The organism is Thiocapsa sp. (genome assembly GCF_035467215.1).
Classification (GTDB): domain Bacteria; phylum Pseudomonadota; class Gammaproteobacteria; order Chromatiales; family Chromatiaceae; genus Thiocapsa.
The window spans coordinates 1-22316 of record NZ_DATITZ010000350.1; the positions used below are offsets into that span (position 1 = coordinate 1).

The following is a 22316-nucleotide window of genomic DNA, read 5'->3' on the forward strand; positions in this document are numbered from 1 at the left end:
CGACGGCGGCGAGATCGCCGTAGGTCTCGCAAAGGGTCTCGACCAGGCCTTGAATGGCCGCAGCCGCCATCTCGCGATTGAGCTCTTCGATACGCTCGTCTGAGCGCTTCTTCCAGAGCGGCATCTGGTGAAGGGCCTTGCGCATCTCCGCCTGCAGGCTGTTGATGTCTTCCTCGATCCGGGCCCGGTCCTCGTCGGAGAGGGCATGAAACTCGTTCGGACCGAGCGGCTTGCCGTCGCGCACCGGCGCGAGGGTAAAACCGGTCGGGGTCTGCAGGAGGATGACGTCCTTCTCCTTGGCCAGCTCGCGGATCTCGCTCATGGCCCGCTCTTGGCGTTCTTCCAACTCTTCTTCGAGCGCCTGGGTGCGCGTGCGGTATTCGTCGCTCTCGAAGACACCCTGGATCGCGCGGTGCAGATCCTCGATCAGCTGGTCCATGTCGCGTTTGAGCTCCATCCCCTTGCCGGGGGGCAGACGCAGTGCGCGCGGGCGATGGGCGTCCTCGAAATTGAAGACATAGCACCAATCGGCGGGCACGGCCTCGTGCTTGGCGCGCTCTTGGAGTGCGCTGCGGATCAGGGCGTATTTGCCCGTCCCGGACGGCCCCAGCGCGAAGAGGTTGTAGCCGGCGTGACGGATGCCGATGCCGAAGCGTACGGCCTGGATCGCTCGATCCTGGGCGATCAGGCCGTCGCGGACATCCAGGTCGGCGGTGGTTTCGAGCGCGAGCTGCGCGGGGTCGCACTGCCGGTAGAGTGCCGAGGCTTCCAGTGGTGCAACGCTCATCCGCTGAAGGTCTCCGCGATCGGGGCGCCGAAGGATTCCGTGCTGTAGCGCGAGACCTCGAGGGTCTCGGACCAATACCGCGAGGGCAGGCCCGCCTTGTGGCGCAGATGCTCGAAGAAGTCTGCGGGGTTCGGCAACTGCTCCCAGACCGAAGGCAGGAAGGTTCCGCGCCGGCCGCGATCTTCCAGAATCAGCCCGTCGATACCGGGCCGGATCTGGTCGAGCAGATCGGACTCCGACCGGAAGTGCATCGGCTCGGACGGGCTCAGCACGGAGAGATGGATGTCGAGCCGCGGCAGCTCCGCGCGGGTCAGGGGCGGAAAGCGCGGATCCTCGAAGGCTGCGGCGTAGGCATTGCGGGCGACGTCGACCACCAGCGGCCGGATCGCCTCCAGCACGCCGATGCAGCCGCGCAGCTCCCCGTCGATCTGCAGCGTCACGAAGGTCGCGCGATCGGCTTGGAGCGCGGCCGGATATTCCTGCGGATCCGGCTCCAGCGGGGCGCCTTGGTTCAACCCATGCTCGATCGACTGTGCGGCGATGCCCAACAGCATACGCCGCTCCTCGGGCCGATAGACGCCTTGCGTTTCAGTGGAAGACATAGGCACCATACCCCACCACCTGATCTCGCGAGCCGGCGGTGTCGCCCGAGTTGCGCAGGTCCAGCGTGCGAGCCTGCATCCCGCGGCGTCGAGCCGTTTCGAGCAGTCCGTTGACCGGGATCCGCCCGCATGCCTGCGCGTATCCGATGTCCTGCGGTCGGAGCGCCTCGATGGCCTCGGAGGTCGTCGTATCCATCGCTCGGGCGGTCGCGTAGGTGTGGTAGTGGCTGAGGTCCGAGCTGATAACGATCAGGGTCTCGGGACCGCCCCAGAGCAGATCGAGCACCTCCGCGACCTCCTCCGGAGCGGCGTCGCCGACCACGAAGGGCACCAGGCTGAACTGCTCCAAGACCTCCTGCAGGAAGGGCAGTTGGACCTCGAGGCTGTGCTCTTGAGCATGCGCCGCATCCATCAGTCTGACCTGCGGCAGGGTGAGCGCCAGGTCGATCGCGTCACGGTCCAGCTCCACAGGGCCGAGCGGTGTGACGAACCGATCCGCGCTGCTCGCGGCAAGGCCGCGCAGGGGGACGCGATGCGCCGGGCCCAGCAGGACGACCCTGTGCACGCTCGCGCGGGCTCGGGCCAAGGTGGCATAGGCACTCGCGGCGATGGGGCCGGAGTAGATATAGCCGGCGTGCGGGACGATCAGGGCCTTCGGGGGCTCGCCGTCCGGGCTCGCCTCGGCGAGGTAGTCGTCCACCGTCCGTTTGAGCACGCGGGGGTCGCCCGGATAGAAGAGACCGGCCACGGCCGGGCTGCGAGAGAGTGACATGGCTGTTTCCTCCTGACGGATGAGGATCCGCAAGTGCGGTTCGGGACGCGCCTTCGGATGCTTCTCGGCGAGCATCGCCTCATACCTCAAGTATAGTCGGCACGGGTGATGAGTCGTGCGGACCGGGCAGCCTCGCGCGCGCGGGTGTTGCCGAGCAGATGCCCCGAGCATGGAAGGCCCTATCGGATAACGAATCGACCGAATTGGCCACGCCGTCGAAGGTGCGAGGCTCGGGCCGCTCCGAGGAGGCCGCGCCGAGCACCGGGGCCGGGGCCTCGAAGAAGAAGCCGGGCGGAGCCGGGGGCTTTGTCATGCCGGACACCCTAGCGCGGCCGGCGTGATGTTTTAAGCACGCGCAGTTGTGTCAGACGGGGCGGGCGGGTCTGCGACCCGCTCGCGCCGGGTCAGGCGTCAGCGATTCCCGGCGCAGCGGATGGCGTCGATGGGGAGGAACCTTCTCATGCAGCGCGTTGCTTCCGTTCGTCGAGAATCCGGCGAGCCAGCTCAACCGTCTCCTTGAGATTCCGCCTGAGCAAGTCTTCTTCGGATGGCGTCAGCATGTTCGATGCGGAGAAGGTAAAGCGCTTCTGATTCGGTAAGCTCATCGAATCCATATCCGAACTGCGCGACCCACCATGTTTCGATGTCACCATGCTTGCTCCTCAATGCCTGCAGCGTCGATGCCTGCAACGCAAGTTTAGCCGAATAGGGCTTCCCCGTCAGGGCTTGTGCATGTACCACGGCACCGCCACGGGCCTCGATATAGCCGCGCAGGTTGGCGAAAGTGCCGCCCATGCCGATAAAGTCATCGACGAGGATATAGGATCGACCGGCCGTGACTTCGCCGCCGAAGAGCGCCGGTGATTTGAGTCGCCACCAACCGCTCGACCCCGTGTGGGCTGCTTTCGAGGTTCGAATGATCTCGGTGGACAGATCGAAACCGAGTCGGTCGCTCAAACACACCGCCAGCACAGCCGGGATCGCATTCGCGCTCACGCCTTCGAGGCCGTGTACCGGGACAATCATAGGCGAGCGCGATTCGTAACGGCGCAGACTCTCGATGGATGCCTCGTCCAGCAGGTCAAGCACTAGGCCAACCGATGCTGTCGCGTCTCCACCCTTCGCCGCGGCATACAGATCGTGTTTCTTGACGCGAGACTCTGCCGCATGAATATCGGCATCCGGGAAGCTGGACGGCCGGGTAGCACGCAACGGCAACGTCTGAATCGGCGAGTCGAGTCGAGTCGGCATATCCGACAAGATAGCATCGATACGGTCGACGCAATTCGCCGTTTGAGCGCATCTCTGCTGCTTGCGCTCGATCGCCCTGCGCAGGCCCTTCTTGGGCTCCGCGGGGGTTGCAATCGGCTCCGCGTCTTCCACACTGAAGGCATGATCAGCGCTCGGCGACGGCCGGGCAGGGGGTTGCGATGAACGACGAGCGGATCGATCGCGTCTTCCCGACGCGCTACTGGCATGCCCTGGAGGACGGTCGCGTCCAATGTGACCTCTGTCCGCGCTTCTGCCGCATCAAGGAAGGACAGCGGGGCATGTGCTTCGTTCGGGCCTGCCAAGGCGGCGAGATCGTCCTGACGACCTACGGACGATCATCCGGCTTCTGTATCGATCCGATCGAGAAGAAGCCGCTGAACCACTTTCTCCCCGGCACCCCGGTGCTCTCCTTCGGGACCGCCGGCTGCAATCTGACCTGCAAGTTCTGCCAGAACTGGGACATGAGCAAGTCGCGCGAGATGGACACGCTCGCGGATGCCGCCGAGCCCGAGACCATCGCGCTGGCGGCCGAGTCGCTCGGCTGTCGCAGCGTCGCCTACACCTACAACGACCCCGTGATCTTTCATGAATATGCCATCGACGTGGCCAAGGCCTGTCGCGAGCGCGGGATCAAGTCGGTCGCCGTGACGGCCGGCTATATCTGTCCGGAGCCGCGGGTCGAATTCTTCCGGTGGATGGATGCCGCCAACGTCGATCTGAAGGGTTTCACGGATGATTTCTATCACCGGCTCTGCAGCGGCCATCTGCAACCCGTCCTGGAGACCTTGGAGTATCTGGTCCGGGAAACCAAGGTTTGGGTTGAGCTGACGACCCTGCTCATCCCCGGGGAGAACGACTCGGATGCCGAGCTTCGATCCATGACCCAATGGGTCGTCGAGCATCTTGGTCCGGATGTCCCGATGCACTTCACGGCGTTTCATCCCGACTACAAGATGTTGGATTATCCGTCGACCCCGACCTCCACGCTGACCCGAGCCCGCGCCATCGCGCTCGAGAACGGCGTCCGCTATGCCTATACCGGCAATGTCCACGACAAGGAAGGCGAGAGCACTTACTGTCATGCCTGCGGACAGACGCTGATCGGCCGGGATTGGTATCGGCTCTCGGATTGGAATCTGACCGCGGACGGACATTGCAACCGCTGCGGGGCTCCCTGCGCCGGCGTCTTCGAGCCCGCCCCCGGACAGTGGGGCGATCGGCGCCAACCGGTTCGCCTGCGCGATTTCGCGGCCTGAACGGCGCTCGCACCGGTCGGGAATGCGCGACCGCACGGATGGATCCCATGGCGCGTCGCCACGGGGACGCCGGATCGGCAGGCGATCGGATCGCCGTGCCGATCATCAGGTCACGATGATCACGATCACCGGATTCATCCATCGGGATGCCCTGCACGACTTGATCGGGCGCTGGATGCTCGATCGATTCGAGTCGTCCGACCCGACCGCACTGCTCCAGTTGGTCCATTTCAACTCGGTCTATGTCGCGCGTTATCTCCCGCTGCTTGCGCAGGCTCTGCTGCAGGGCTTGCACGGCGGTCGGATCACGCGTCGGACCTGTGTCAGCAAAGGTGACCTCAAGGATCAGCTCGCCGCCTATCTGCCGAGCGCCTCCGAGCGGGCGCGTCGGTTGGTTGCCGACTACCGGGCCGACCCCGGGCGTTTCTATCGCGAGACACCGTTTCGGGGCACGCTCTATTTCGCCGAGTCCGCGGGGCAGCGCGACTATGTGGGCTCGAGTCGGATCAAACGTATCCGGCGGCTTGCCGAGAAGTCCGCGCGCAAGGTCGTCGATTGGCTCTGCGAGGAGAGTCTCCTGCAGGCTCGATCGGATCCGCGGTTCTCGGAATCGCCTCGGACGCCATGCGACCTCGCCGGACCGCCGCATGACGGTCTCCTCCACGACCCCGATAGGCTCGACGCGCACGGGAGCGTCCTCCTGGATCGTCTGCGCGCGACGCCGTCGCCGAGTTGGCCCCATGATGTCGAGATCAACGACGTGGCCGGGATCAAGGTCGTCATGGAGCCGGACAGGCAGGCGCGACTCGCCGAGGTTCTCGGCGGGCTCGGGTGTCGGCTGGTGGAGCGGGAGGTCCACAGGGGCGACTACAGTGCCGTGAATCTGCTCGTCGATTACGCTCCGGACAAGGAGCGCATTCTGGCGCAAGGGCTTCCCGAGAAGGTCGTGCGCGTGTTCCGGGACCACGGTGTTTCGCCATGCGAGACCCGTCGCCGCTTCGAGACCTTCATGCGCAGCGGCGAGCCTGCCGTGCGCGTGGAGATCATTTGCTCGGATGCTGCCGAGACCTTGGAGAGCGAGATCGGCCGCTGCATGCACGAGGATCGCATCATCCGCCAGCGTCTCGGACGGGCCTACCAAGGCCACCTATCGCAGAACGTGGAGTTTCTGCTCGAGTACCTCTTCGCGCTGCCCGCCGCACCCGAGGTTCGACTCGAGCGCTTGCCCGTGCGACTCTGGGAGCGTTATCTCCCGGACTACTTCGACGAGGTCAAGCGCGTCCTTTTCCGCGTCCCGTCCGTGGAGCTGAATCCGGAGTAACCCCCTCGATCACCGAGGATCGAAACCGCGCCGGCTCCACCGGCCGTCAAATCTGCCGGGGCCGATCCCATCCAAAAACATCGCATACCGCGCCGGGCGCGGTTCAAGGAGACGAGCATGCCGGCCAAAGCGTTCGACGTCGTCATCATCGGGGCCGGACCCGCCGGGCTGTTCGCGGCCATGCGGCTCGCCGACAGCATGAAGGTTCTGGTCATCGACCGCCGCCCGCGCCCGGGCGGGGCCGGCGGCTACACGGACGGAAAGCTCAACCTGTCCCCGCATATCGGTCTGGATCTCGCAGAGCTCGGGCTGTCGGAGGAGGAGGCGACCCGTCGGATCGCGGAGGTGGATCGCATCTTTCTCGACCACGGGGCGGACCCGACGCTGCACGGTCTGGACGAAGCACGCGTTCAATGGTGGCTGGATCGTGTCTCCTGGGTCCGCCGGCCGGCATCGAAGGGTCGCTGGGATATTCAGCTGGTCCCGGTCGTGCAGCGTCATATGGGGACCGACTTCGCGCACCGTGTCACCAAAGCGATGGCCGACACCGTCGAGCGACGCGGCGGCACCTTGACGCTCGGGACCGCGGTGACCGAGATCCGCCGCGAGAGCGACGGCGGCTTCCTGATCGAAACCGTCGCGGGCGACTTCCGCGCGCCTTATCTGGTCTGCTCGCCGGGACGGGAAGGCGCCTACTGGTTCCGCGAGAAGGCGCGCGCGCTCGGCGTGCACACCGGCCATGGCGTGATCGACATCGGCTGCCGAGTCGAGATCGCCTCGGCGGTCTACGAGGAGATCACCGACGTCCTCTACGACCCCAAATTCATCTTCTGTACCCCGACGCATCAGGATCGCACGCGGACCTTCTGCACCAATCCGGGCGGACATGTCCGGATCGAGGAGCATGGTGATTTCCGGCTGGTCAACGGCGATGCCCTCAAGGCGTCCAAGACGACCAACACCAACTTCGCGATCTTGAATACCGTGGGCATGACCGAACCCCTGCAGGACACCACCGAGATGGGACAACAGGTGGCGCGCTTCGCCAATTTTTGGGGCGGCGGCAACAGTCTCATCGTCCAGCGCTGGGGCGATCTCATGGCCGGACGACGATCCAAGGCGCAAAGCTTCTTCTCCGCCGAGGCGGGCTTCGACAAGTTGATGCCGACCCTGCCGCCCGGACCCGGCGTGACGCCCGGCGACATCTCCTTCGCCTATCCGGGGCGGATCGTGCGCAACCTGCAGGAGAGCCTCGAGCTGCTCGCCCGCGTCATCCCCGGCGTCGCCCATCCATCGACCACCATCTATGTTCCCGAGATCAAGTTCTACGATGTCCGTTATCCCACGAGCCGCGAGCTGGAAACGGACGTGCCCGGACTCTTCGTCGCAGGCGACGGGGCAGGGAAGTCGCGCGGCATCGTCGGCGCGGCGGTCAACGGGCTGATGGCGGCGGAGGGGATCCTGCGGCGGGTCGGAATGTGAAACGCAAAGGCGCAAAGAGCGCGAGGACTGGCCTCGGCTTGACCGGGTGTCGCCTAAGGCCGCTATCGGCCAACTCCGGACGCGTAGCCGGCGCCGGTGAGCGGCCGCAAAAGCTCGTTCAGCGGACAGTCGATCGGACAGGGCCGCCCCCTTTGCTCGACCCGCATTACCGGGCGTCATAGCTCGTATGGTGGCTCCAACTCCTATGCACCACTGCCGCGTCCACGTGTTCACGAGTGCCCGCCTCCGGCAGGCCGATGGGCGGATCTCGCTCGCGATCAAGTGCTCTCGATATCAGGTCGGACACTGGGCTCGCGGCACACGATAACCCAGGCGGGACGGCCGCCTGAGCAGTCTTCGCCGAACGATCCGGTGGCGAATGCCAGTCTAAAGTAGTAACGTAGCTACTTTCTAGGGTGGAACGCGCACTATGACCACATTCTCTAGCCGAGAATTCAACCAAGCGATCAGCCAGGCCAAGAAGGCGGCACGAGACGGCCCGCTGTTCATCACCGATCGCGGCCGCTCGGCCTACGTGCTTATGACGATCGAGCGCTACGAGCAACTCCTTGGCAATCAGCCGAGCATCCTGGACTTACTTGCCGAGCCCGACTGCGCCGAGATCGAATTCGAGCCACCGCGGTTACGCTCAGGCATCGTTCGGCCGCCGGATTTGTCTTGATGTATCTCCTCGATACCAATGTGGTATCCGAGTTGCGCAAGGCTCCGGCTGGAAAGGCAGACACCAATCATGGCTTCGAACTCCTCGAAGATCTTCAGCAAGCCGCGTCGTGAACCGGTGTCGGCAAGGGGAGTGGTCATTGCGTTGCGCGCCCGGACGAATAGGGTGCGCGTGGTCGTTTCGTCGACCAGTAGGTTCGCCATCATCAGGACCGCCGCGAAGCGATCCAGCCTGATGTTACACCGGGGCAGGATCTCCGTTCGACGGGGAGAGTCGGGAACGGCTGCCGAGACATGGGGGTCGCTGCGTTATTTGCGCCTTTGTGGTTCGAAAAATATCGCCTGTGCTCACCGGGTCCGCAGGTCGGCGATATAGGCCGTCACGCCGTCCATCAGCATCTGCACGGCCATCATGATCATCAGCATCCCGGTGAGCCGGACGAGGGCTCTGAGCGCTCGCGGGCCGAGTTTTTCCATCAAGAGGCCCGAGGCCAAGAGGATGGCGGCGCTGACGAGCCAGGCCGCGCTCAATGCCGAGAGCCAGGTCCAGAAGCGGTCCGGCTCGCGGCTCACCAACAGCAGGACCGCCGCGAGCGCAGAGGGGCCGGCGATCATCGGCACCGCGAGCGGCACGACGAAGGCTCCTCGTCGAGCTCGCGACGCTCGATGGTCTCCTGGTCCGGAAAGACCATGCGCAGTGCAATGATGAACAGCACCACGCCGCCCGCGACACCGAGCGCCGGCTGTTCGAGTCCCAAGTAGCGCAGAAGCAGATCTCCTCCGACCAGAAAGACCACCAGGATCAGGTAGGCAATGATCAGCTCTCGCCCGATGATGCGGATGCGCTTTGCGTGTGGATAGCGCCCGAGCAGCGAATGGAACACCGGGATGTTGCCCAGCGGGTCCATGATGATGGCAAGCAGGATGGCGGCGGAGAGGAGATCCATCCTCCGAGTGTAGCGGAGCGCGGGACCTTCGCACGCCGCCTCCGGGCCTGTAGACTGCGCAGCCTGCCGGATCCATCTCCGTTTTTTGCGAGGCGCTGCGCTCTTATGGTTCTTGCTTCACTCTCGGTTGTTTTTGGCCTCGCACTCTTGGTGTGGAGTGCCGATCGTTTCGTCGAAGGTGCTGCGGTCACCGCGAAGCATCTCGGGATGCCGCCCCTGTTGATCGGGATGGTGATCATCGGCTTCGGGACGTCGGCCCCGGAGATGGTGGTCTCCGCCATTTCGGCCTTCCAAGGCAACCCCGGTCTGGCGCTCGGCAACGCCTACGGCTCGAACATCACCAATATCGCCCTGATCCTGGGTCTCACCGCGATCATCAGCCCCATCGCGGTGCACTCCAGCGTGCTCCGCAAAGAGCTTCCGATCCTTGCCGGGGTGACCGTCTTCGCCGTCCTCATGCTCATGGACGGCGAGCTGACGCGAATGGATGCTTGGGCATTCCTGGGCGTTTTTGCGGTATTGATGGGTTGGACCATCTGGCAAGGTCTCCGAGAACGCTCGGATGCCCTGGCCGGGGAGGTGACCCAGGAGCTCGATGTCGCCCGGATGCCGCTGCGTCGCGCCATGCTTTGGCTGGGCGTCGGTCTGGTCTTCTTGATCATCAGCTCGCGCATGCTGGTCTGGGGCTCGGTCGAGATCGCCCATGCCTTGGGCGTGAGCGATCTCATCATCGGTCTGACGATCGTCGCGGTAGGCACCTCGCTGCCGGAACTGGCCTCCTCGATCATCGCCGCGCGCAAGGGCGAGCACGATCTCGCCTTGGGTAACGTGATCGGGTCGAATCTCTTCAACACACTCGCCGTGGTCGGGATCGCGGGAGCCATCCAGCCGATGCTCGTGCCGCCGGAGGTCATCTCCCGGGACATGATGGTGATGGGCCTGCTGACGCTGTCCCTGTTCTTGATCGGCTACGGGTTCCGCGGTCGGGGTCGAATCAACCGGGTCGAGGGCATGCTGCTGCTTGCCTGCTATGTCGGCTATACCTCCTACTTGATCAGCACCGTCTTCGGCGCCTGACCGCCTCGAGCGCCCGGGAGCGCCATCGCTTGCGGGTGCCGAGATTCGGCGCACCGCCTCCCGCCCGGACGTTCGGCGCGGATGCCGAGCAGTCGACTCCGAGGGCAGCCTAACGATTGATCCAGGTCAGGCATTGAGGTCGGCCTGCCTGTCGACACATTGACGCGGTGATCCGGAAAACCCTACAGTGCCGCGTTGATTGTCCGGTGCCTCGAAAGCCGTCGCCTTCGGGGTTAAACGGGAAGTCGGTGCGCGGTGCCCTCGGGAGCCGCAAAGCCGGCGCTGCCCCCGCAACGGTAGACGAGTCAAGACGCGGCGAAACGCCACTGTGAGTCATCACGGGAAGGCGCCGCGTCCGGGGTCCGACCCCGCTCGTAAGCCCGGAGACCGGCCGGATAATCGGGGACCGTTTCGATGTGTCTCGCGTGCGTACGAGGGCCGACCTGCCGTCGGCCCTTGTCGTCTCCGAGCCATCGGGCGTAGCCTCGAACCGGGGTCGCGCGGGGCGACCGGCCGGGATGACGGCCCCGTCCCACTTGCGCGGCTCCGCTCTCGCCCGTTCTCCATCTCTCGCCCCCTTCTTCTGCCGGCCCATGCGGGTGCGCTCGGGCCTTTGTTGGAGTTTGTCGATGAGATTCCCCCTTATGGCGGCGGCCTTGTCGCTGCCGGTCGGTCTGCCTGTCCACGCGGAGACGGAGACCCTGATCCTTGATCCACTGGTCGTGACTGCGACCCGCACGCCCGAACCCGAAGATCGGACCCTGGCATCCGTCAGCGTGATCGATCGCGAGGAGATCGAGCGTCGTCAGTTTCGCTCAGTCCCGGATGCGCTGCGCGGCCTGCCGGGCGTCACGCTCTCGGGCAGCGGCGGGGCCGGTCAGCCGGCGTCCATCTTTCTGCGCGGGACCAATGCCGGACATGTGCTGGTCCTGATCGACGGTGTCAAGGTGGGTTCGGCGACCCTGGGCAACGCACCCTTGCAGGATCTGCCGATCGCTCAGATCGAGCGCATCGAGGTGGTGCGCGGCCCGCGCTCGAGCCTCTACGGCTCGGAGGCGATCGGCGGCGTGATTCAGATCTTTACGCGTCGCGGCGGCGGCGATCTACGACCGCGTTTCAGCGTCGGCGCCGGCAGCTTCGATACGGCGAGTATCGCAGGCGGCATTTCGGGCGGCGGCGAGCGTGGATGGTTCGACCTCGGCGCCAATATGGAGCAGACCGACGGGATCAACGCCTGCGACGGCCGCGCCTTTCCCTTCGCCGGCTGCGGCGCGGACGAGCCGGATCGCGACGGCTACCGCAACCTGGGCGTGAGTGCGCGCGCCGGTTATGAGTTCAGCGACAAGGCCAAGGTCGATTTCAGTCTGCTCACCTCCGAGAATCGGACCGATTTCGACGGCTCCATCTTCTCGGGCAACCTCTCGCGCTCCGATCAGCGGGTGTTCGGCGTGGAAGGCACCTTGCGTCCGCTCGATCCCTGGACCATGACCCTCTCGGCCGGTCGCAGTCAGGACACCTATCGCGCGTTCTACTCGGGCGCCTTTGTTCCGGAGCGGTTCGTGGACAGCTTCGAGACCGAACGAGACAGCTTCGGTATCCAGAACGACCTCGCCCTGCTCCCGGATCAACTCTTCACCTTGGGTCTGGACTACCAAGTCGACCGGATCTCGGGCACCGTCGACTACGCCGAAGATTCGCGCAGCAACGCGGGTGTCTATGGACAGTATCTCGGCTCCATCGGGGCGAACGAGCTTGCCGCCAGCCTCAGATACGACGACTACCAACAGTTCGGCGGACAGACGACCGGCAATCTGGCTTGGGGCTACCTCTTCGATCAGGGGATTCGCCTGTCCCTGTCCTACGGCACCGCCTTCAAGGCGCCGACCTTCAACGACCTCTACTACCCCGGCTTCGGCAACCCGAACCTCGCCCCCGAGGAGTCGGCGAGCGTCGAGCTGGGTTTGACCGGAACCCTCCCGCTCGGTCGTTGGGAGCTGAGTCTTTACGAGACCGATATCGACGACCTGATCACCTTCGATGCGGTCACGTTCGCCCCGGCCAACATCGCCTCGGCCCGCATCCGCGGCTTCGAGGCGTTCGGAATGCTGCGCATCCAGGAGTGGGATCTCGGCGCGAGCCTTACCCTGCTGGATCCCGAAAACCGCTCGAACGGCCCGAATCAGGGTAACCTGTTGCCGCGACGCCCCGAGCAGATGGTCCAGCTCGACCTCGACCGTGAATTCGAGCGCTGGTCGGCCGGTCTGAGCGTCTATGTTGCCGGGCGAACGTTCGACGACCTGGCCAACAAGGAGCGTCTCGACGGTTACACCCTGTTGGGTTTGCGTGCCGAGTACGCCTTCACCCCCGCGGTGCGCATTCAAGGGCGTTTGGAGAACGCACTCGACGAGGACTACCGGACCGCGTATCTGTTCAACCAGCCGGGGAGGGCGTTTTATCTGACCTTGAGATACGAGCCGTAGAGTCGCCGCCAGCCGCCAGCCGCCAGCCACCAGCCACCAGCCACCAGCCACCAGCCACCAGCCACCAGCCACCAGCGAATGGATGATAGATGAAGGCAGGAAGCAGGAAGCAGGAGGCAGGAGGCAGGAGGCAGGAGGCAGGAGCCCCCCCACAATCCAACCGCTTCCGACGCCCCGTGCGACCATCTACAATGGCCGCAAGAGACTTGAGCAACACACCAACTTGTCGCCCCGGCGACGCGTACAGGAGATCACCACCTCATGACCCCCATCACCGACTCTCGCAGCCGCATCCTGATCGGCTTGGCCTTGGCCGCCCTCATGGCGGCAACGCGTGGCCAGCAGTTCGCCCCGCTGGCGCACCATCTTCCGGATGCCTCGCTGGCCGTCTTCTTCCTGGCCGGTTTGTATCTGCGCTCGATCTGGGGCTTCCCGGCCCTGTTCGGTCTTGCGACCGTCATCGATCTGACCGCCATCGGCTGGGGCGGTGTCAGCGGCTACTGCATGACCCCGGCCTACTGGATGTTGGTTCCGGCCTACGGCGTCGTCTGGGGGATGGGTCGCTGGTCCGCCGGTTGTCTCGAGATGACCAAAGAAAGACTGCCTCTGCTCTTCGGCGTCCTGCTTGCCGGCGGTGTCCTGTCCGAGGTCTTCGCCAGCGGCGGCTTCTATCTCTTCTCCGGTCGTTTTGCCGACCTGAACGCGGTCGAGCTGCTGGGGCGCTTTGCGACCTACATGCCTGCGACCCTGCTGCACCTCATGGTCTATGTGGGTCTGGCCGCGGTCGTCCATCTGACCCTGGCGCGAGCCCTGCCGGGGACCCGTTCCGAGCGCGCCCGTCCGCAATGACCGACGACAGCGCACAGGAGCGCCATCGCCGGCGCATGCAGCGCCAGAAGGAGTTGGTGGATGCCCGCATCGCGCGGGCCGACCAGGACTGCGGTGTCCTGGTCGTCAATACCGGCAACGGCAAGGGCAAAAGCTCCTCGGCCTTCGGAATGGTCGCCCGTGCGATGGGCCACGGCATGAAGGTCGCTGTGGTCCAGTTCATCAAGGGTAGCTTCGCGACCGGCGAGGAGGCCTTTTTCAGACGCTTTCCCGAGCTCGAGTATCACGTGATGGGCGAGGGCTTTACCTGGGAGACGCAGGACGCCGAGGCAGATCGGCGCGCGGCCATGGCCGCCTGGGAGAAGGCCGCCACCTTCCTTGCCGATCCCAGCTTCGGCATGGTCGTGATGGACGAGCTCAACATCGCACTCAAGCTCCGCTTGGTCCCGCTCGATGTGGTTCTCGATGCCTTGCAGAACCGTCCCATCCATCAGCATGCGGTCGTCACCGGCCGTGCGGCCCCCGCGGAGTTGATCGAGATCGCCGATACGGTCACCGAGATGCGCCCGCTCAAGCATGCCTTCGATGCCGGCATCATGGCGCAGAAAGGGGTCGAGCTCTGAGCATGGATGATCCGCTCCGTCCCCGCTCCGACGGGGGCGGACGCACCCTGATCCTCGGCGGGGTGCGCTCGGGCAAGAGTCGACTGGCCGAGCGTCTGGCGATCGAAAGTACACTCCCGGTCGTCTATGTGGCGACCGCACACGCGGGCGACGCCGAGATGACCCGGCGGATTGCCGGGCATCGCGAACGTCGCCCGCACGACTGGGGCCTCATCGAAGAACCGCTCTTGTTGGCCGAGGTGCTGGCGCGCGAATGTGCGCCCGATCGCTGCGTCCTGGTCGACTGTCTTACACTCTGGTTGACGAATTGGCTTATGAAAATGGATGAATCGGGTCTGCACGCTCAGACCCGGACACTGCTCGATGTCGTTGCACGGGCGCCCGGGCGCCTCATCATGGTCGGCAACGAGACGAGCATGGGCGTGGTGCCGCTCGGCGATCTCTCGCGTCGGTTCTGCGACTTGGCGGGCGTGCTGCACCAGGATCTGGCGGCGCGCTGCGACCGGGTCGTCCTGACCGTGGCCGGCCTGCCCCTCGTACTCAAAGGAGAAGCGGCATGATCGAAGGTCTGCGCTGGATCAGCCAACCCTGCCTGCCGATCGATGCCATGGCCGCCGATGCGGCGCGCCGCCGGCAGGATCAGCTCACCAAACCACGTGGATCGCTGGGCCGACTCGAAGAGATCGCGATCCGGCTCGCTGGATTACAGGGGACTCCCACACCCTCGCCGGATCCCCTGCAGATCCTGCTGTTCGCAGCGGATCACGGGGTTGCGGCCGAGGGTGTTTCGGCCTTTCCGCAGGCTGTGACCAACCAGATGGTGCGCAACATCGCCGGCGGCGGTGCCGCGATCTCGGTGCTCGCGCGCGCACTGGATGCGCGCATGGAGATCACGGACCTCGGGACGATCGAGGATCCGGGGCCGATCCCGAACGTGCGCCCCGAGCGCATCGGCCCGGGGACCGGCAACATCGCGCGCGAGCCGGCGATGACAGACGAGCAGCTCGCCGCGGCCATGACTGCGGGTCGCGCCGCGGCCGAACGCGCGGTGGACAGCGGGGCGCGTTTGTTGATCTGCGGCGAGATGGGGATCGCCAACACCACGCCTGCCACGGCCCTGGCCTGTGCTCTGCTGGATCTTCCGGCGGGTGCGCTCGTGGGTCCCGGCACCGGACTGGATCAGTCGGGGGTCGAGCGCAAGGCCGAGGTCATCACCAAGGCGCTGGCATTGCACGTCACTTCCGAGCGGACCCCGCTGGAGCTGCTGGCCAGGCTTTCCGGTTTCGAGCTTGCCGCGATGGTCGGTGCCTTTATCACGGCTGCCCAGCGCGGACTCCCGGTGCTGGTCGACGGTTTCATCGTGAGTGCATCGGCGCTCGCCGCCGTGCGCCTGCAGCCGGAGGTGCGCGATTGGCTGCTGTTCTCGCACGGCTCTGCGGAGCCCGGACATCGCCGCATCATGACCGCGCTGGATGCCGACCCGCTGCTGGATCTCGGCCTGCGACTCGGCGAAGCCAGCGGTGCGGCCGTCGCCGTGCCCCTGTTGCGGCTGGCCTGTGCGCTGCACCAGCAGATGGCAACCTTCGGCGAGGCCGGGGTGAGCGAGGCCTGATGCAGGATCGCTTCGTGGATCTGCTTCGCCACGGCGAGGCGCAGGGAGGCGCGCGCTTTCGGGGCGGACACGACGACCCGCTGAGTGCCGAAGGCTGGGATCAGATGACGCGTGCGACCGCCGTGAATCCGGACTGGACGCGCGTCGTCTGCTCGCCGTCGGAGCGTTGCAGCGCCTTCGCGCAGCGCCTTGCCGAAACCTTCAACCTCCCCGTGTCGATCCTCCCCGGGCTGCGCGAGCGCGGCTTCGGCGCCTGGGAGGGACTGGCTGCGCATCAGATCCCGGCCGCGGAGCTGACCCGGTTTTGGGACGATCCGGTCGGCTACGCGCCGCCCGACGGCGAGCCGTTCGAGGTCTTTCGCGAGCGGGTCATGGCGGTTTGGGGTCAGGTGTGCGACGAGGGCGAGCCCTTCACCCTGGCCGTGACGCACGGCGGCGTGATCCGCGTCGTCCTCGCCGAGGTGCTGCGGATGCCGCCCGAGGCATCGCTTCTGATCGAGGTTCCCCCGGCCTGTCTGTCCCGCCTGCGCGTCCCGGAGTCGCCCGGGCGGCCCAGCCTCATGCGTCACGGATCGCCCTGAGTGGACCTGCGTCCGCTCTGGCTTGCCGGACGTCTCCTGTCGCGTCTGCCGTTTCCCGAGCCGCGCGAGATCGAGCCCGGACTCCTGGGCTTGTCGGTGCCTTGGTATCCCGCGATCGGTGTGCTGTTGGGCGTGTTGATGGCCTCGGCCGGGACCGCGCTCGCGCCCGTGGATCCGGGAGTCGCCGCGGCCTTGGTCCTGATCCTCTGGGTCTGGTCCACCGGGGCGCTGCATCTGGATGGTCTGGCCGACAGCGCGGACGCCTGGGTCGGCGGGATCGCGAGCCGCCAGCGGACACTCGAGATCATGAAGGATCCGCGCAGCGGACCGGCTGCGGTGACGGCGATCGGGCTCGTCCTGATCGCGAAATGGGCCGGGATCCAGGCCCTGATCGCGAGCGGTTCCGCCTGGATCTTGGTCTTGATTCCGCTGCTGGCGCGGGCGCAGTTGCCGCTCCTGATGCTGACCACACCCTATGCCCGTGCGCAGGGCATGGCCTCCGAGCAGGTCGCGCAGCTGCCGCGTCGGGCGGCTTGGGCGGCAACGCTGATCGCGGGGATCGCCTGTATCTTGATCGCCGGCTGGAGCGGGCTCGCGCTGTGCGTCATGACGCTTCTGGTCTTTGGCCTATCCCGCCGATCCATGATGAGCCGAATCGACGGGTTTACCGGAGATACCGCCGGTGCCCTCGTCGAAATCACCGAGACGGTGCTCCTGCTCGTCGTTGTTGTCCTAGCAGCAGTCCTTACCCCGTAGTCGGCCGTCGTGCCTAATAGTGTTGCAGTTTAAAGATTCCGAGGCCGTCAGAGAGCATCTTCGTTGTCGTTGTCGTACTCGTGGTCGTATCGATGGTCGATTACGACAACGACGACGAACGGTCTCGCCACATCTGCCGGGCTGCACTAGCGGCAGCTCAACCTACTGGGCGAATTCCTGCCTGATGCGCGTCTGGAGTTTCTTGGCCTGCTTGAAGGCTTCCTTGAGCATCAAGCGGTGCAGCTCGTTGAGGTCGTCGGGGTCGACACGGTTGACGGCGTCCGGATCCTTGGTCGTGAGCTGTTGGTGGATGCGGAACCGCTGGATGAGATGAAAGGACTCGATCTCGGCGGCGATCTCCTCGGGATCACGTCGCTTCGCGGCACCGGCGAGGCGCAGGCGCTCGGCCGTGCTGGTCGCCCAGATGCCGTGCTTGAGCGCCCAGAGCCGGCCCGCGTCCATGAAGAAGCGCGCGCCCTGGGTCTTCAGATCGATGGTGTGCGGGAAATCGCGATTGCGATCGAAGGCGAATTGCCCGGCCCATCCCAGCGGCGGGGCGACCCCGAGCGCCTGCTCGGCGAGACAGTGGAAGAAGCGCGTCTGCTCGGGCGCGGCTCGGCTCAGCCAATCGCGCAGACGGTCGACCGGTTCGTCGCTGCCGTAGAGCGGGCGAAAATCGAAGAAGATGACGGCATTGAGCAGGGCCTCCGGGTCGGGCTCGCGCAGCCAGGTCTGGAAGTGCTTGCGCCATTCGTCCGCACTCAGGCACCAGTCGGGGTTGCCGGCCATGATGTTGCCGCGGCAGCGCTCGAAGCCGCAGAAATGCAGCGCCTGGTTGACGGCTTGGGCGAAGGGCAGGAATGCCTTACGGACCGACTCGGTGCTGTCCGGATCCGGCGGCACGAACAGCAGGCCGTTGTCCTGATCGGTCGAGAAGGTCTGCTCGAGGCGTCCCTCGGATCCGAAGGCCATCCAGCACCAGGGCACGGCGGGGAGATCGAACTCGTCTTCGATCAGCTCGATGACCCGCATCGCGATCAGGTCGTTGAGGCCGGACATCCAGTAGCAGAGTGTCTCCACGCCCATGCCGGAATGGAAAAGCTCCGCGCCGCGACGCCGCACCCGATCGGCGGCGAGCGCCATGGCCTCGACGTCGCGAGCGGCCTTGATGCCCGCGATCAGGACCTCCGCCCCGCCGGCGCGAAGCCCGAGCAGATCGGCTTGGTTGACCAGCCCGAAGAGACGCCCGTCATGCTCGGTCAGGAGCAGATGCTCGGCACCGCGTTTGGCCATCATGACCCGCGCGCGATGTGCGGGTGAATCCGCGGTGAGCGTGAGTGGGGCGCCGATCATATGGACCGCCACAGGGTCGTCGAGCTCGCCGCCCTCGAAGCCGATCACATGCAGCATGTCGCGCAGGCGGATCAGGCCCAGGGGCAGGCCGCTCGCGGGATCGCAGACGACGGCGGCGTCCAGATGATCCTGACTGAAGTGATAGAGGGTCTCGCGCAGGCTGGTCCCGGGGCCGACGATCAAGGGCTCTCGCCGCGCCAAACTGCGCAGAAGACCCTGGTCGGTTCCCCCCGCGGCCAGGAGATCCGAGGTTTCGCTAACCGGGTGATCGGTCTCGGGCATGCTGTTGCTCCGTCGGCGTCAGGTGCGTTCGAGCAGTTCCTTGACCTTGTCGACCAGGTCGCGGGTCGAGAAGGGTTTGGACATATAGGCGTCCGCACCGAGCGCGAGGCCCTTGTTCTGCTCGGCCTCGCGCCCCTTCGCGGTCAGCATCAGGATGCGGGTGCCGGCCAGTCCCGGATCGGCGCGCACCGCTTCGAGAACGGCGAAGCCGTCGAGCTTGGGCATCATGACATCGAGCACCACCAGGTCCGGGCGATGCGTCCGCACGGCGGCCAGACCGGCCTCGCCGTCGCGCGCCACGCGCACCTCGTGTCCCTCGCGCATCATCAGAAATTCGAGCGAGATGACGATGTTGGGCTCGTCGTCGACGATCAGGATCCGCTTATTCATGGTTGGGCTCACGATCAGGCCTTCGGTCCGTTGGATTCGCCGGATGGGCGGGCAGCTCGAAGCAAAGGGTAGCACCTTTTCCGGGCGTGCTTTCCGCCCAAATTCGGCCGCCCAGATTGTCGATGATGCGACGGCTGATGGGCAAACCCAGTCCGGTCCCGCCGGGTTTGGCGCCCCCGCGCGCGGTCTGATGGAACTTCTCGAAGACCAGCTCCAGGTCACTCTCGGGGATGCCGTAGCCGTTGTCCTCGACACAGACCCGCCAGGCCGAGTCGGCGGGGGAGAGTCCAATCCAGACCTCGCCCGATCCGGTCGGGGCGAACTTGGCGGCGTTGGACAGCAGGTTCACCAGCACCTGCACGATGCGGTCGCGGTCGCCCCAGACCATCGCCGACTCGCCGGGCAGCTCGAGATGGACGCGGCAGCCGCGCTCCTCGACATATTGCTCGGTGGCCGACACGGCTTGATGGATGACGTTCTGAAGCTCCACTACCTCGGTGCGCCAATCGGCATGGCCGGACTCGATCTTGGCCAGATCGAGCACCTGGTTGACCAGACGCGAGAGCCGCTCGGTCTCGCTGACCAGGATGCCGAGGAAGCGTCGGCGTTGCTCGACATCGATGTCGGGGTCATCGAAGAGGATCTCGGAGAAGGCGCGGATGGAGGAGAGCGGGGTGCGCAGCTCGTGGGTCACCGAGGAGATGAAATCGTCCTTCATGCGGTCCAGATCCTGGAGCCTGATATTGGCCGCGCGCAGCTCCTCGGTGGCGGCTTCCAGGGCCTGCGACTTCTGTTCGAGCTGGCGGCTGTAGGCGCGGATCTGGGACGCCTCGTCGAGGATGTTCAGGACCTCGTCGAGCCCGAGCGGTTCTTCGTCCGTCACCGAGGCGACCATCACCCGGGCCGAGGCGCCGCCGATCGCCCCGGAGAGCAGCGTCTCGGCGAAATAGACGGTCTCCGCATCGGCCGGAAGCGCCTCGGGCGAGTCCACCCCGCGCGATCGGGCGTACTGCACGAAGGCCGCTCGCGTGCGCACCGAGCCGAGGAAGCGTTCGGCCAATCTCATCAACTCCGCGATCTCGGCGCTGCCGCGCCACAGCGGTGCGCTCGCCAGCGCGGTGCGGCGCGAGGCATCCACGAAGATCCCGGCCTGGGATGCCTCCGCGGCGTTGGGTGCGCGCAGCGAGGAGACGAATAGAAAGGCGCCGATATTCGCGGTCAGGCTCCAGAAGAGACCATGGGTAATCTCGTCCCAGCCGCTCAACCCGAACAGCGCCGTCGGGGTCAGGAGTTCGAGCCCGCCGAGACCCGATTCCATGAACGCGGGGGGGAGCCAACCGGACTTGACGAAGGAAGGCAAAAGCAGCGTATAGATCCAGACCAGGAAGCCGGCGGACAAGCCGGCGAGCGCGCCCTCGCGCGTCCCGCCGCGCCAGTAGAGACCGCCGATCACGGCGGGTGCGAATTGGGCGACGGCCACGAAGCTGATCAAGCCGATGCCGACCAAGGCATAGGCCTCGCCGGCCAGCCAGTAGTAGAGGAAACCGAGCAGCAGGATCACCACGATGGCGCCACGCCGAATGGTCAGCAGCAGACGTCCGAGGTCCGCGGCCGGCGGACGGCGACGCCAGCGGCGCAGCAGTGCCGGCAGGACCAGGTCGTTGCTGACCATGGTCGAGAGTGCGATGGTCTCGACGATGACCATCCCGGTTGCCGCCGAGAGCCCGCCGATATAGACCAGGAGCGCGAGCCAGGGCTGCTCGAAGGCGATCGGCAGGGTCAGCATGAAGGTATCGGCGTTCACCGTGCCGTCCGGAAAGGTCAGGAGTCCCGCGATGGCGATCGGCACCACGAAGAGGTTGATGAGCAGCAGATAGAGCGGGAAGAGCCAGATGGCGCGGCGCAGATGGTGTTCGTCGCTGTTCTCCACGACCGCGACCTGGAACTGGCGCGGCAGCAGCATGACCGCCAGACCGGCTAGCAGGGAGATGGCGAACCAGTCGGCGAAGGGCGAGATACTCGGCTCGAGCAACGGACGCAACAGCGGGCTGTCCTCGATGGGCGGCAACGCCGGACCGCCGAGGCCGAGGAGGCCGAAGGTGATGAAGAGACCCATCGCGAGAAAGGCGACGAGCTTCACGATGGACTCGAAGGCGATGGCCGCGACCAATCCCTCGTGGCGCTCGCTCGCATCCAGATGACGGGTACCGAAGAGGATGGTAAATGCGGCGAGCAGCAGCGCGACGACGAAGGCGGTGTCGGCCCAAAAGGGGCCGTCGCCGTGCACCGGCATCCGGACCTCGGGATAATGCGACAGGATGGTGAAGCTCCAGGCGATCGCCTTGAGCTGAAGCGCAATATAGGGCACCACGCCGATCACGGCGATGACGGTCACCAGACCGCCGAGGACCTGACTCTTGCCGTAGCGCGAGGCGATGAAGTCGGCGATGGAGGTGATGCGCTCGGCCTTGCTGACCCGCACCATCTTGAGCAAGAGCGAGCCCCAGAGGAGCGCCATCAGGGTGGGGCCGAGATAGATGGGCAGGAATCCCAGGCCGTTCTGCGTTGCACGCCCGACGCTGCCGTAGAAGGTCCAGGCGGTGCAATAGACGGCGAGCGAGAGGGCATAGATCGTCGGGCGCGCGATCACCGAACGGCCCTGCTCGGCGCGCCGATCGGCCCAGTAGGCGACCGCGAAGAGGAGTCCCAGGTAGGCGAACGAGATCCCGATGATCAGCGGGCCGTTGATCAATTGCTCGGCCTCCCGCGGCTCAATCGCGTGTGCGCGATACGATCCAGGCCGCGACGGCGATCAACGCGGCCCAGATCACGAAGAGATAAATCAGGAGTGCAGGCGCCCCGAGCCAGCGGCCGAGCGTCTCGAACTGCATGACCAGCGGCGAGAACAGCAGCAGCATCCCGCCCAGGAAGAGCAGCAGCAGGCGTTGTCGCAGCAAGGTTGCACGGGGCATCGGCCGGTACCGGAGGTTGTAGCATGCTCGAGCAGTATAGACCGAGCGCACAAGGGTCTTAGCAACCGTTCAACAACAACCAATCCATCTTAGCCCCTCTCCCTGGGAGGACTCAGTCGTTCCTTGTCAAGTCGCGGTGCGGGCGCCGCGTTAGAAGTGGCCCGGATCTCCGTCGGAGACGATCCGACCGACGGGCGCGAAGAGGATCGCAGACAAGGTAGCGCCAAGCGAAGGCAACGAAG

At 65.6% G+C, this 22316-nt stretch carries 21 protein-coding genes, 1 pseudogene and 1 riboswitch; of the genes and pseudogenes, 12 read left to right on the top strand and 10 right to left on the bottom strand.

Going from position 1 to position 22316, the window contains the following annotated elements; genetic code table 11:
* The 4 genes from VLR48_RS18850 to VLR48_RS18865 form a co-directional block, all read right to left on the bottom strand.
* The coding region (locus VLR48_RS18850) for a Lon-like protease helical domain-containing protein (protein ID WP_325293259.1) at positions 1 to 787 on the bottom strand (787 nt) is incomplete at its 3' end.
* Positions 784 to 1398 (bottom strand): AmmeMemoRadiSam system protein A, encoded by a 615-nt coding sequence (amrA, locus tag VLR48_RS18855; RefSeq protein WP_414718629.1) that lies wholly within the window; start codon positions 1396 to 1398, stop codon positions 784 to 786. The genes amrA and VLR48_RS18850, both read right to left, overlap by 4 nt.
* Positions 1376 to 2161 (bottom strand): AmmeMemoRadiSam system protein B, encoded by a 786-nt coding sequence (gene amrB / locus VLR48_RS18860; protein ID WP_325293261.1) that lies wholly within the window; start codon positions 2159 to 2161, stop codon positions 1376 to 1378. The genes amrA and amrB overlap by 23 nt, the downstream gene beginning before the upstream one ends.
* Positions 2162 to 2665: 504 nt before the next feature.
* Positions 2666 to 3544, bottom strand: a complete 879-nt coding sequence (locus tag VLR48_RS18865; RefSeq protein WP_325293262.1) for a phosphoribosyltransferase — start codon at positions 3542 to 3544, stop codon at positions 2666 to 2668.
* 47 nt (positions 3545 to 3591) lie between these two features.
* Here VLR48_RS18865 and amrS point away from each other — a divergent pair, with 47 nt between their 5' ends.
* From amrS to VLR48_RS18885, 4 genes are all read left to right on the top strand, one after another.
* The gene (amrS, locus tag VLR48_RS18870; protein ID WP_325293263.1) at positions 3592 to 4689 is read left to right on the top strand and encodes an AmmeMemoRadiSam system radical SAM enzyme; all 1098 of its coding nucleotides are present in this window, start codon (positions 3592 to 3594) and stop codon (positions 4687 to 4689) included.
* Between the two features lie 115 nt (positions 4690 to 4804).
* Complete coding sequence (locus tag VLR48_RS18875) at positions 4805 to 6010, top strand: hypothetical protein (protein ID WP_325293264.1); 1206 nt, start codon at positions 4805 to 4807, stop codon at positions 6008 to 6010.
* Between the two features lie 117 nt (positions 6011 to 6127).
* Positions 6128 to 7492: an NAD(P)/FAD-dependent oxidoreductase gene (locus VLR48_RS18880; protein WP_325293265.1), complete on the top strand. Its 1365-nt coding sequence runs from the start codon at positions 6128 to 6130 to the stop codon at positions 7490 to 7492.
* Positions 7493 to 7922: 430 nt separating this feature from the next.
* On the top strand, positions 7923 to 8174 hold the full coding sequence (locus VLR48_RS18885; protein ID WP_325293266.1) for a type II toxin-antitoxin system Phd/YefM family antitoxin: 252 nt from the start codon (positions 7923 to 7925) through the stop codon (positions 8172 to 8174).
* On the opposite strand, the gene VLR48_RS18890 is transcribed toward VLR48_RS18885, so the two are convergent.
* A complete protein-coding gene (locus VLR48_RS18890) occupies positions 8069 to 8377 on the bottom strand; it encodes a hypothetical protein (protein WP_325293278.1) in 309 nt (102 codons plus the stop codon). The two genes, VLR48_RS18885 and VLR48_RS18890, sit on opposite strands and share 106 nt — an antisense overlap.
* A gap of 144 nt (positions 8378 to 8521) precedes the next feature.
* A pseudogene (locus tag VLR48_RS18895) lies at positions 8522 to 9120 on the bottom strand (MarC family protein).
* 105 nt (positions 9121 to 9225) lie between these two features.
* Here VLR48_RS18895 and VLR48_RS18900 point away from each other — a divergent pair.
* The 8 genes from VLR48_RS18900 (at position 9226) to VLR48_RS18935 (ending at position 17077) form a co-directional block, all read left to right on the top strand.
* Positions 9226 to 10197: a calcium/sodium antiporter gene (locus VLR48_RS18900; protein ID WP_325293267.1), complete on the top strand. Its 972-nt coding sequence runs from the start codon at positions 9226 to 9228 to the stop codon at positions 10195 to 10197.
* A 187-nt stretch (positions 10198 to 10384) separates the two neighbouring features.
* A riboswitch (cobalamin riboswitch) is annotated at positions 10385 to 10607 on the top strand.
* A 219-nt stretch (positions 10608 to 10826) separates the two neighbouring features.
* A complete protein-coding gene (gene btuB, locus VLR48_RS18905) occupies positions 10827 to 12677 on the top strand; it encodes a TonB-dependent vitamin B12 receptor (RefSeq protein WP_325293268.1) in 1851 nt (616 codons plus the stop codon).
* A gap of 261 nt (positions 12678 to 12938) precedes the next feature.
* Positions 12939 to 13526 carry a hypothetical protein gene (locus VLR48_RS18910; protein ID WP_325293269.1) on the top strand — a complete coding sequence of 196 codons (588 nt, stop codon included), beginning with the start codon at positions 12939 to 12941 and terminating at the stop codon, positions 13524 to 13526.
* A complete protein-coding gene (cobO, locus tag VLR48_RS18915) occupies positions 13523 to 14128 on the top strand; it encodes a cob(I)yrinic acid a,c-diamide adenosyltransferase (RefSeq protein ID WP_325293270.1) in 606 nt (201 codons plus the stop codon). The genes VLR48_RS18910 and cobO overlap by 4 nt, the downstream gene beginning before the upstream one ends.
* Positions 14129 to 14130: 2 nt before the next feature.
* On the top strand, positions 14131 to 14688 hold the full coding sequence (cobU, locus tag VLR48_RS18920) for a bifunctional adenosylcobinamide kinase/adenosylcobinamide-phosphate guanylyltransferase (protein WP_325293271.1): 558 nt from the start codon (positions 14131 to 14133) through the stop codon (positions 14686 to 14688).
* Positions 14685 to 15740 (top strand): nicotinate-nucleotide--dimethylbenzimidazole phosphoribosyltransferase, encoded by a 1056-nt coding sequence (cobT, locus tag VLR48_RS18925; protein ID WP_325293272.1) that lies wholly within the window; start codon positions 14685 to 14687, stop codon positions 15738 to 15740. The genes cobU and cobT overlap by 4 nt, the downstream gene beginning before the upstream one ends.
* Positions 15740 to 16321, top strand: a complete 582-nt coding sequence (locus VLR48_RS18930; RefSeq protein WP_325293273.1) for a histidine phosphatase family protein — start codon at positions 15740 to 15742, stop codon at positions 16319 to 16321. Before cobT ends, VLR48_RS18930 begins: the two co-directional genes overlap by 1 nt.
* The gene (locus tag VLR48_RS18935; RefSeq protein ID WP_325293274.1) at positions 16322 to 17077 is read left to right on the top strand and encodes an adenosylcobinamide-GDP ribazoletransferase; all 756 of its coding nucleotides are present in this window, start codon (positions 16322 to 16324) and stop codon (positions 17075 to 17077) included.
* Positions 17078 to 17239: 162 nt separating this feature from the next.
* On the opposite strand, the gene VLR48_RS18940 is transcribed toward VLR48_RS18935, so the two are convergent.
* From VLR48_RS18940 to VLR48_RS18955, 4 genes are read right to left on the bottom strand one after another with little or no spacing between them, the layout of a single operon-like run.
* Positions 17240 to 18712, bottom strand: a complete 1473-nt coding sequence (locus VLR48_RS18940) for a DUF294 nucleotidyltransferase-like domain-containing protein (RefSeq protein ID WP_325293275.1) — start codon at positions 18710 to 18712, stop codon at positions 17240 to 17242.
* 18 nt (positions 18713 to 18730) lie between these two features.
* Positions 18731 to 19102 carry a response regulator transcription factor gene (locus VLR48_RS18945; protein WP_213456541.1) on the bottom strand — a complete coding sequence of 124 codons (372 nt, stop codon included), beginning with the start codon at positions 19100 to 19102 and terminating at the stop codon, positions 18731 to 18733.
* Positions 19095 to 21854: an ATP-binding protein gene (locus VLR48_RS18950; protein WP_325293276.1), complete on the bottom strand. Its 2760-nt coding sequence runs from the start codon at positions 21852 to 21854 to the stop codon at positions 19095 to 19097. Before VLR48_RS18950 ends, VLR48_RS18945 begins: the two co-directional genes overlap by 8 nt.
* Before the next feature lie 19 nt (positions 21855 to 21873).
* Complete coding sequence (locus VLR48_RS18955) at positions 21874 to 22074, bottom strand: hypothetical protein (protein ID WP_325293277.1); 201 nt, start codon at positions 22072 to 22074, stop codon at positions 21874 to 21876.
* Positions 22075 to 22316: the final 242 nt, after the last annotated feature.

What these genes read in the sequence shown, in the direction of transcription:
- amrS (WP_325293263.1), top strand. Translation starts at nt 3,592, where the DNA reads ATGAACGACGAGCGGATCGATCGCGTCTTCCCGACGCGCTACTGGCAT.
- VLR48_RS18955 (WP_325293277.1), bottom strand. Translation starts at nt 22,074, where the DNA reads ATGCCCCGTGCAACCTTGCTGCGACAACGCCTGCTGCTGCTCTTCCTG.
- cobT (WP_325293272.1), top strand. Translation starts at nt 14,685, where the DNA reads ATGATCGAAGGTCTGCGCTGGATCAGCCAACCCTGCCTGCCGATCGAT.
- VLR48_RS18945 (WP_213456541.1), bottom strand. Translation starts at nt 19,102, where the DNA reads ATGAATAAGCGGATCCTGATCGTCGACGACGAGCCCAACATCGTCATC.
- VLR48_RS18940 (WP_325293275.1), bottom strand. Translation starts at nt 18,712, where the DNA reads ATGCCCGAGACCGATCACCCGGTTAGCGAAACCTCGGATCTCCTGGCC.
- cobU (WP_325293271.1), top strand. Translation starts at nt 14,131, where the DNA reads ATGGATGATCCGCTCCGTCCCCGCTCCGACGGGGGCGGACGCACCCTG.
- VLR48_RS18875 (WP_325293264.1), top strand. Translation starts at nt 4,805, where the DNA reads ATGATCACGATCACCGGATTCATCCATCGGGATGCCCTGCACGACTTG.
- VLR48_RS18885 (WP_325293266.1), top strand. Translation starts at nt 7,923, where the DNA reads ATGACCACATTCTCTAGCCGAGAATTCAACCAAGCGATCAGCCAGGCC.
- VLR48_RS18900 (WP_325293267.1), top strand. Translation starts at nt 9,226, where the DNA reads ATGGTTCTTGCTTCACTCTCGGTTGTTTTTGGCCTCGCACTCTTGGTG.
- amrA (WP_414718629.1), bottom strand. Translation starts at nt 1,398, where the DNA reads ATGGTGCCTATGTCTTCCACTGAAACGCAAGGCGTCTATCGGCCCGAG.
- VLR48_RS18890 (WP_325293278.1), bottom strand. Translation starts at nt 8,377, where the DNA reads ATGGCGAACCTACTGGTCGACGAAACGACCACGCGCACCCTATTCGTC.
- VLR48_RS18910 (WP_325293269.1), top strand. Translation starts at nt 12,939, where the DNA reads ATGACCCCCATCACCGACTCTCGCAGCCGCATCCTGATCGGCTTGGCC.
- cobO (WP_325293270.1), top strand. Translation starts at nt 13,523, where the DNA reads ATGACCGACGACAGCGCACAGGAGCGCCATCGCCGGCGCATGCAGCGC.
- amrB (WP_325293261.1), bottom strand. Translation starts at nt 2,161, where the DNA reads ATGTCACTCTCTCGCAGCCCGGCCGTGGCCGGTCTCTTCTATCCGGGC.
- VLR48_RS18880 (WP_325293265.1), top strand. Translation starts at nt 6,128, where the DNA reads ATGCCGGCCAAAGCGTTCGACGTCGTCATCATCGGGGCCGGACCCGCC.
- VLR48_RS18930 (WP_325293273.1), top strand. Translation starts at nt 15,740, where the DNA reads ATGCAGGATCGCTTCGTGGATCTGCTTCGCCACGGCGAGGCGCAGGGA.
- btuB (WP_325293268.1), top strand. Translation starts at nt 10,827, where the DNA reads ATGAGATTCCCCCTTATGGCGGCGGCCTTGTCGCTGCCGGTCGGTCTG.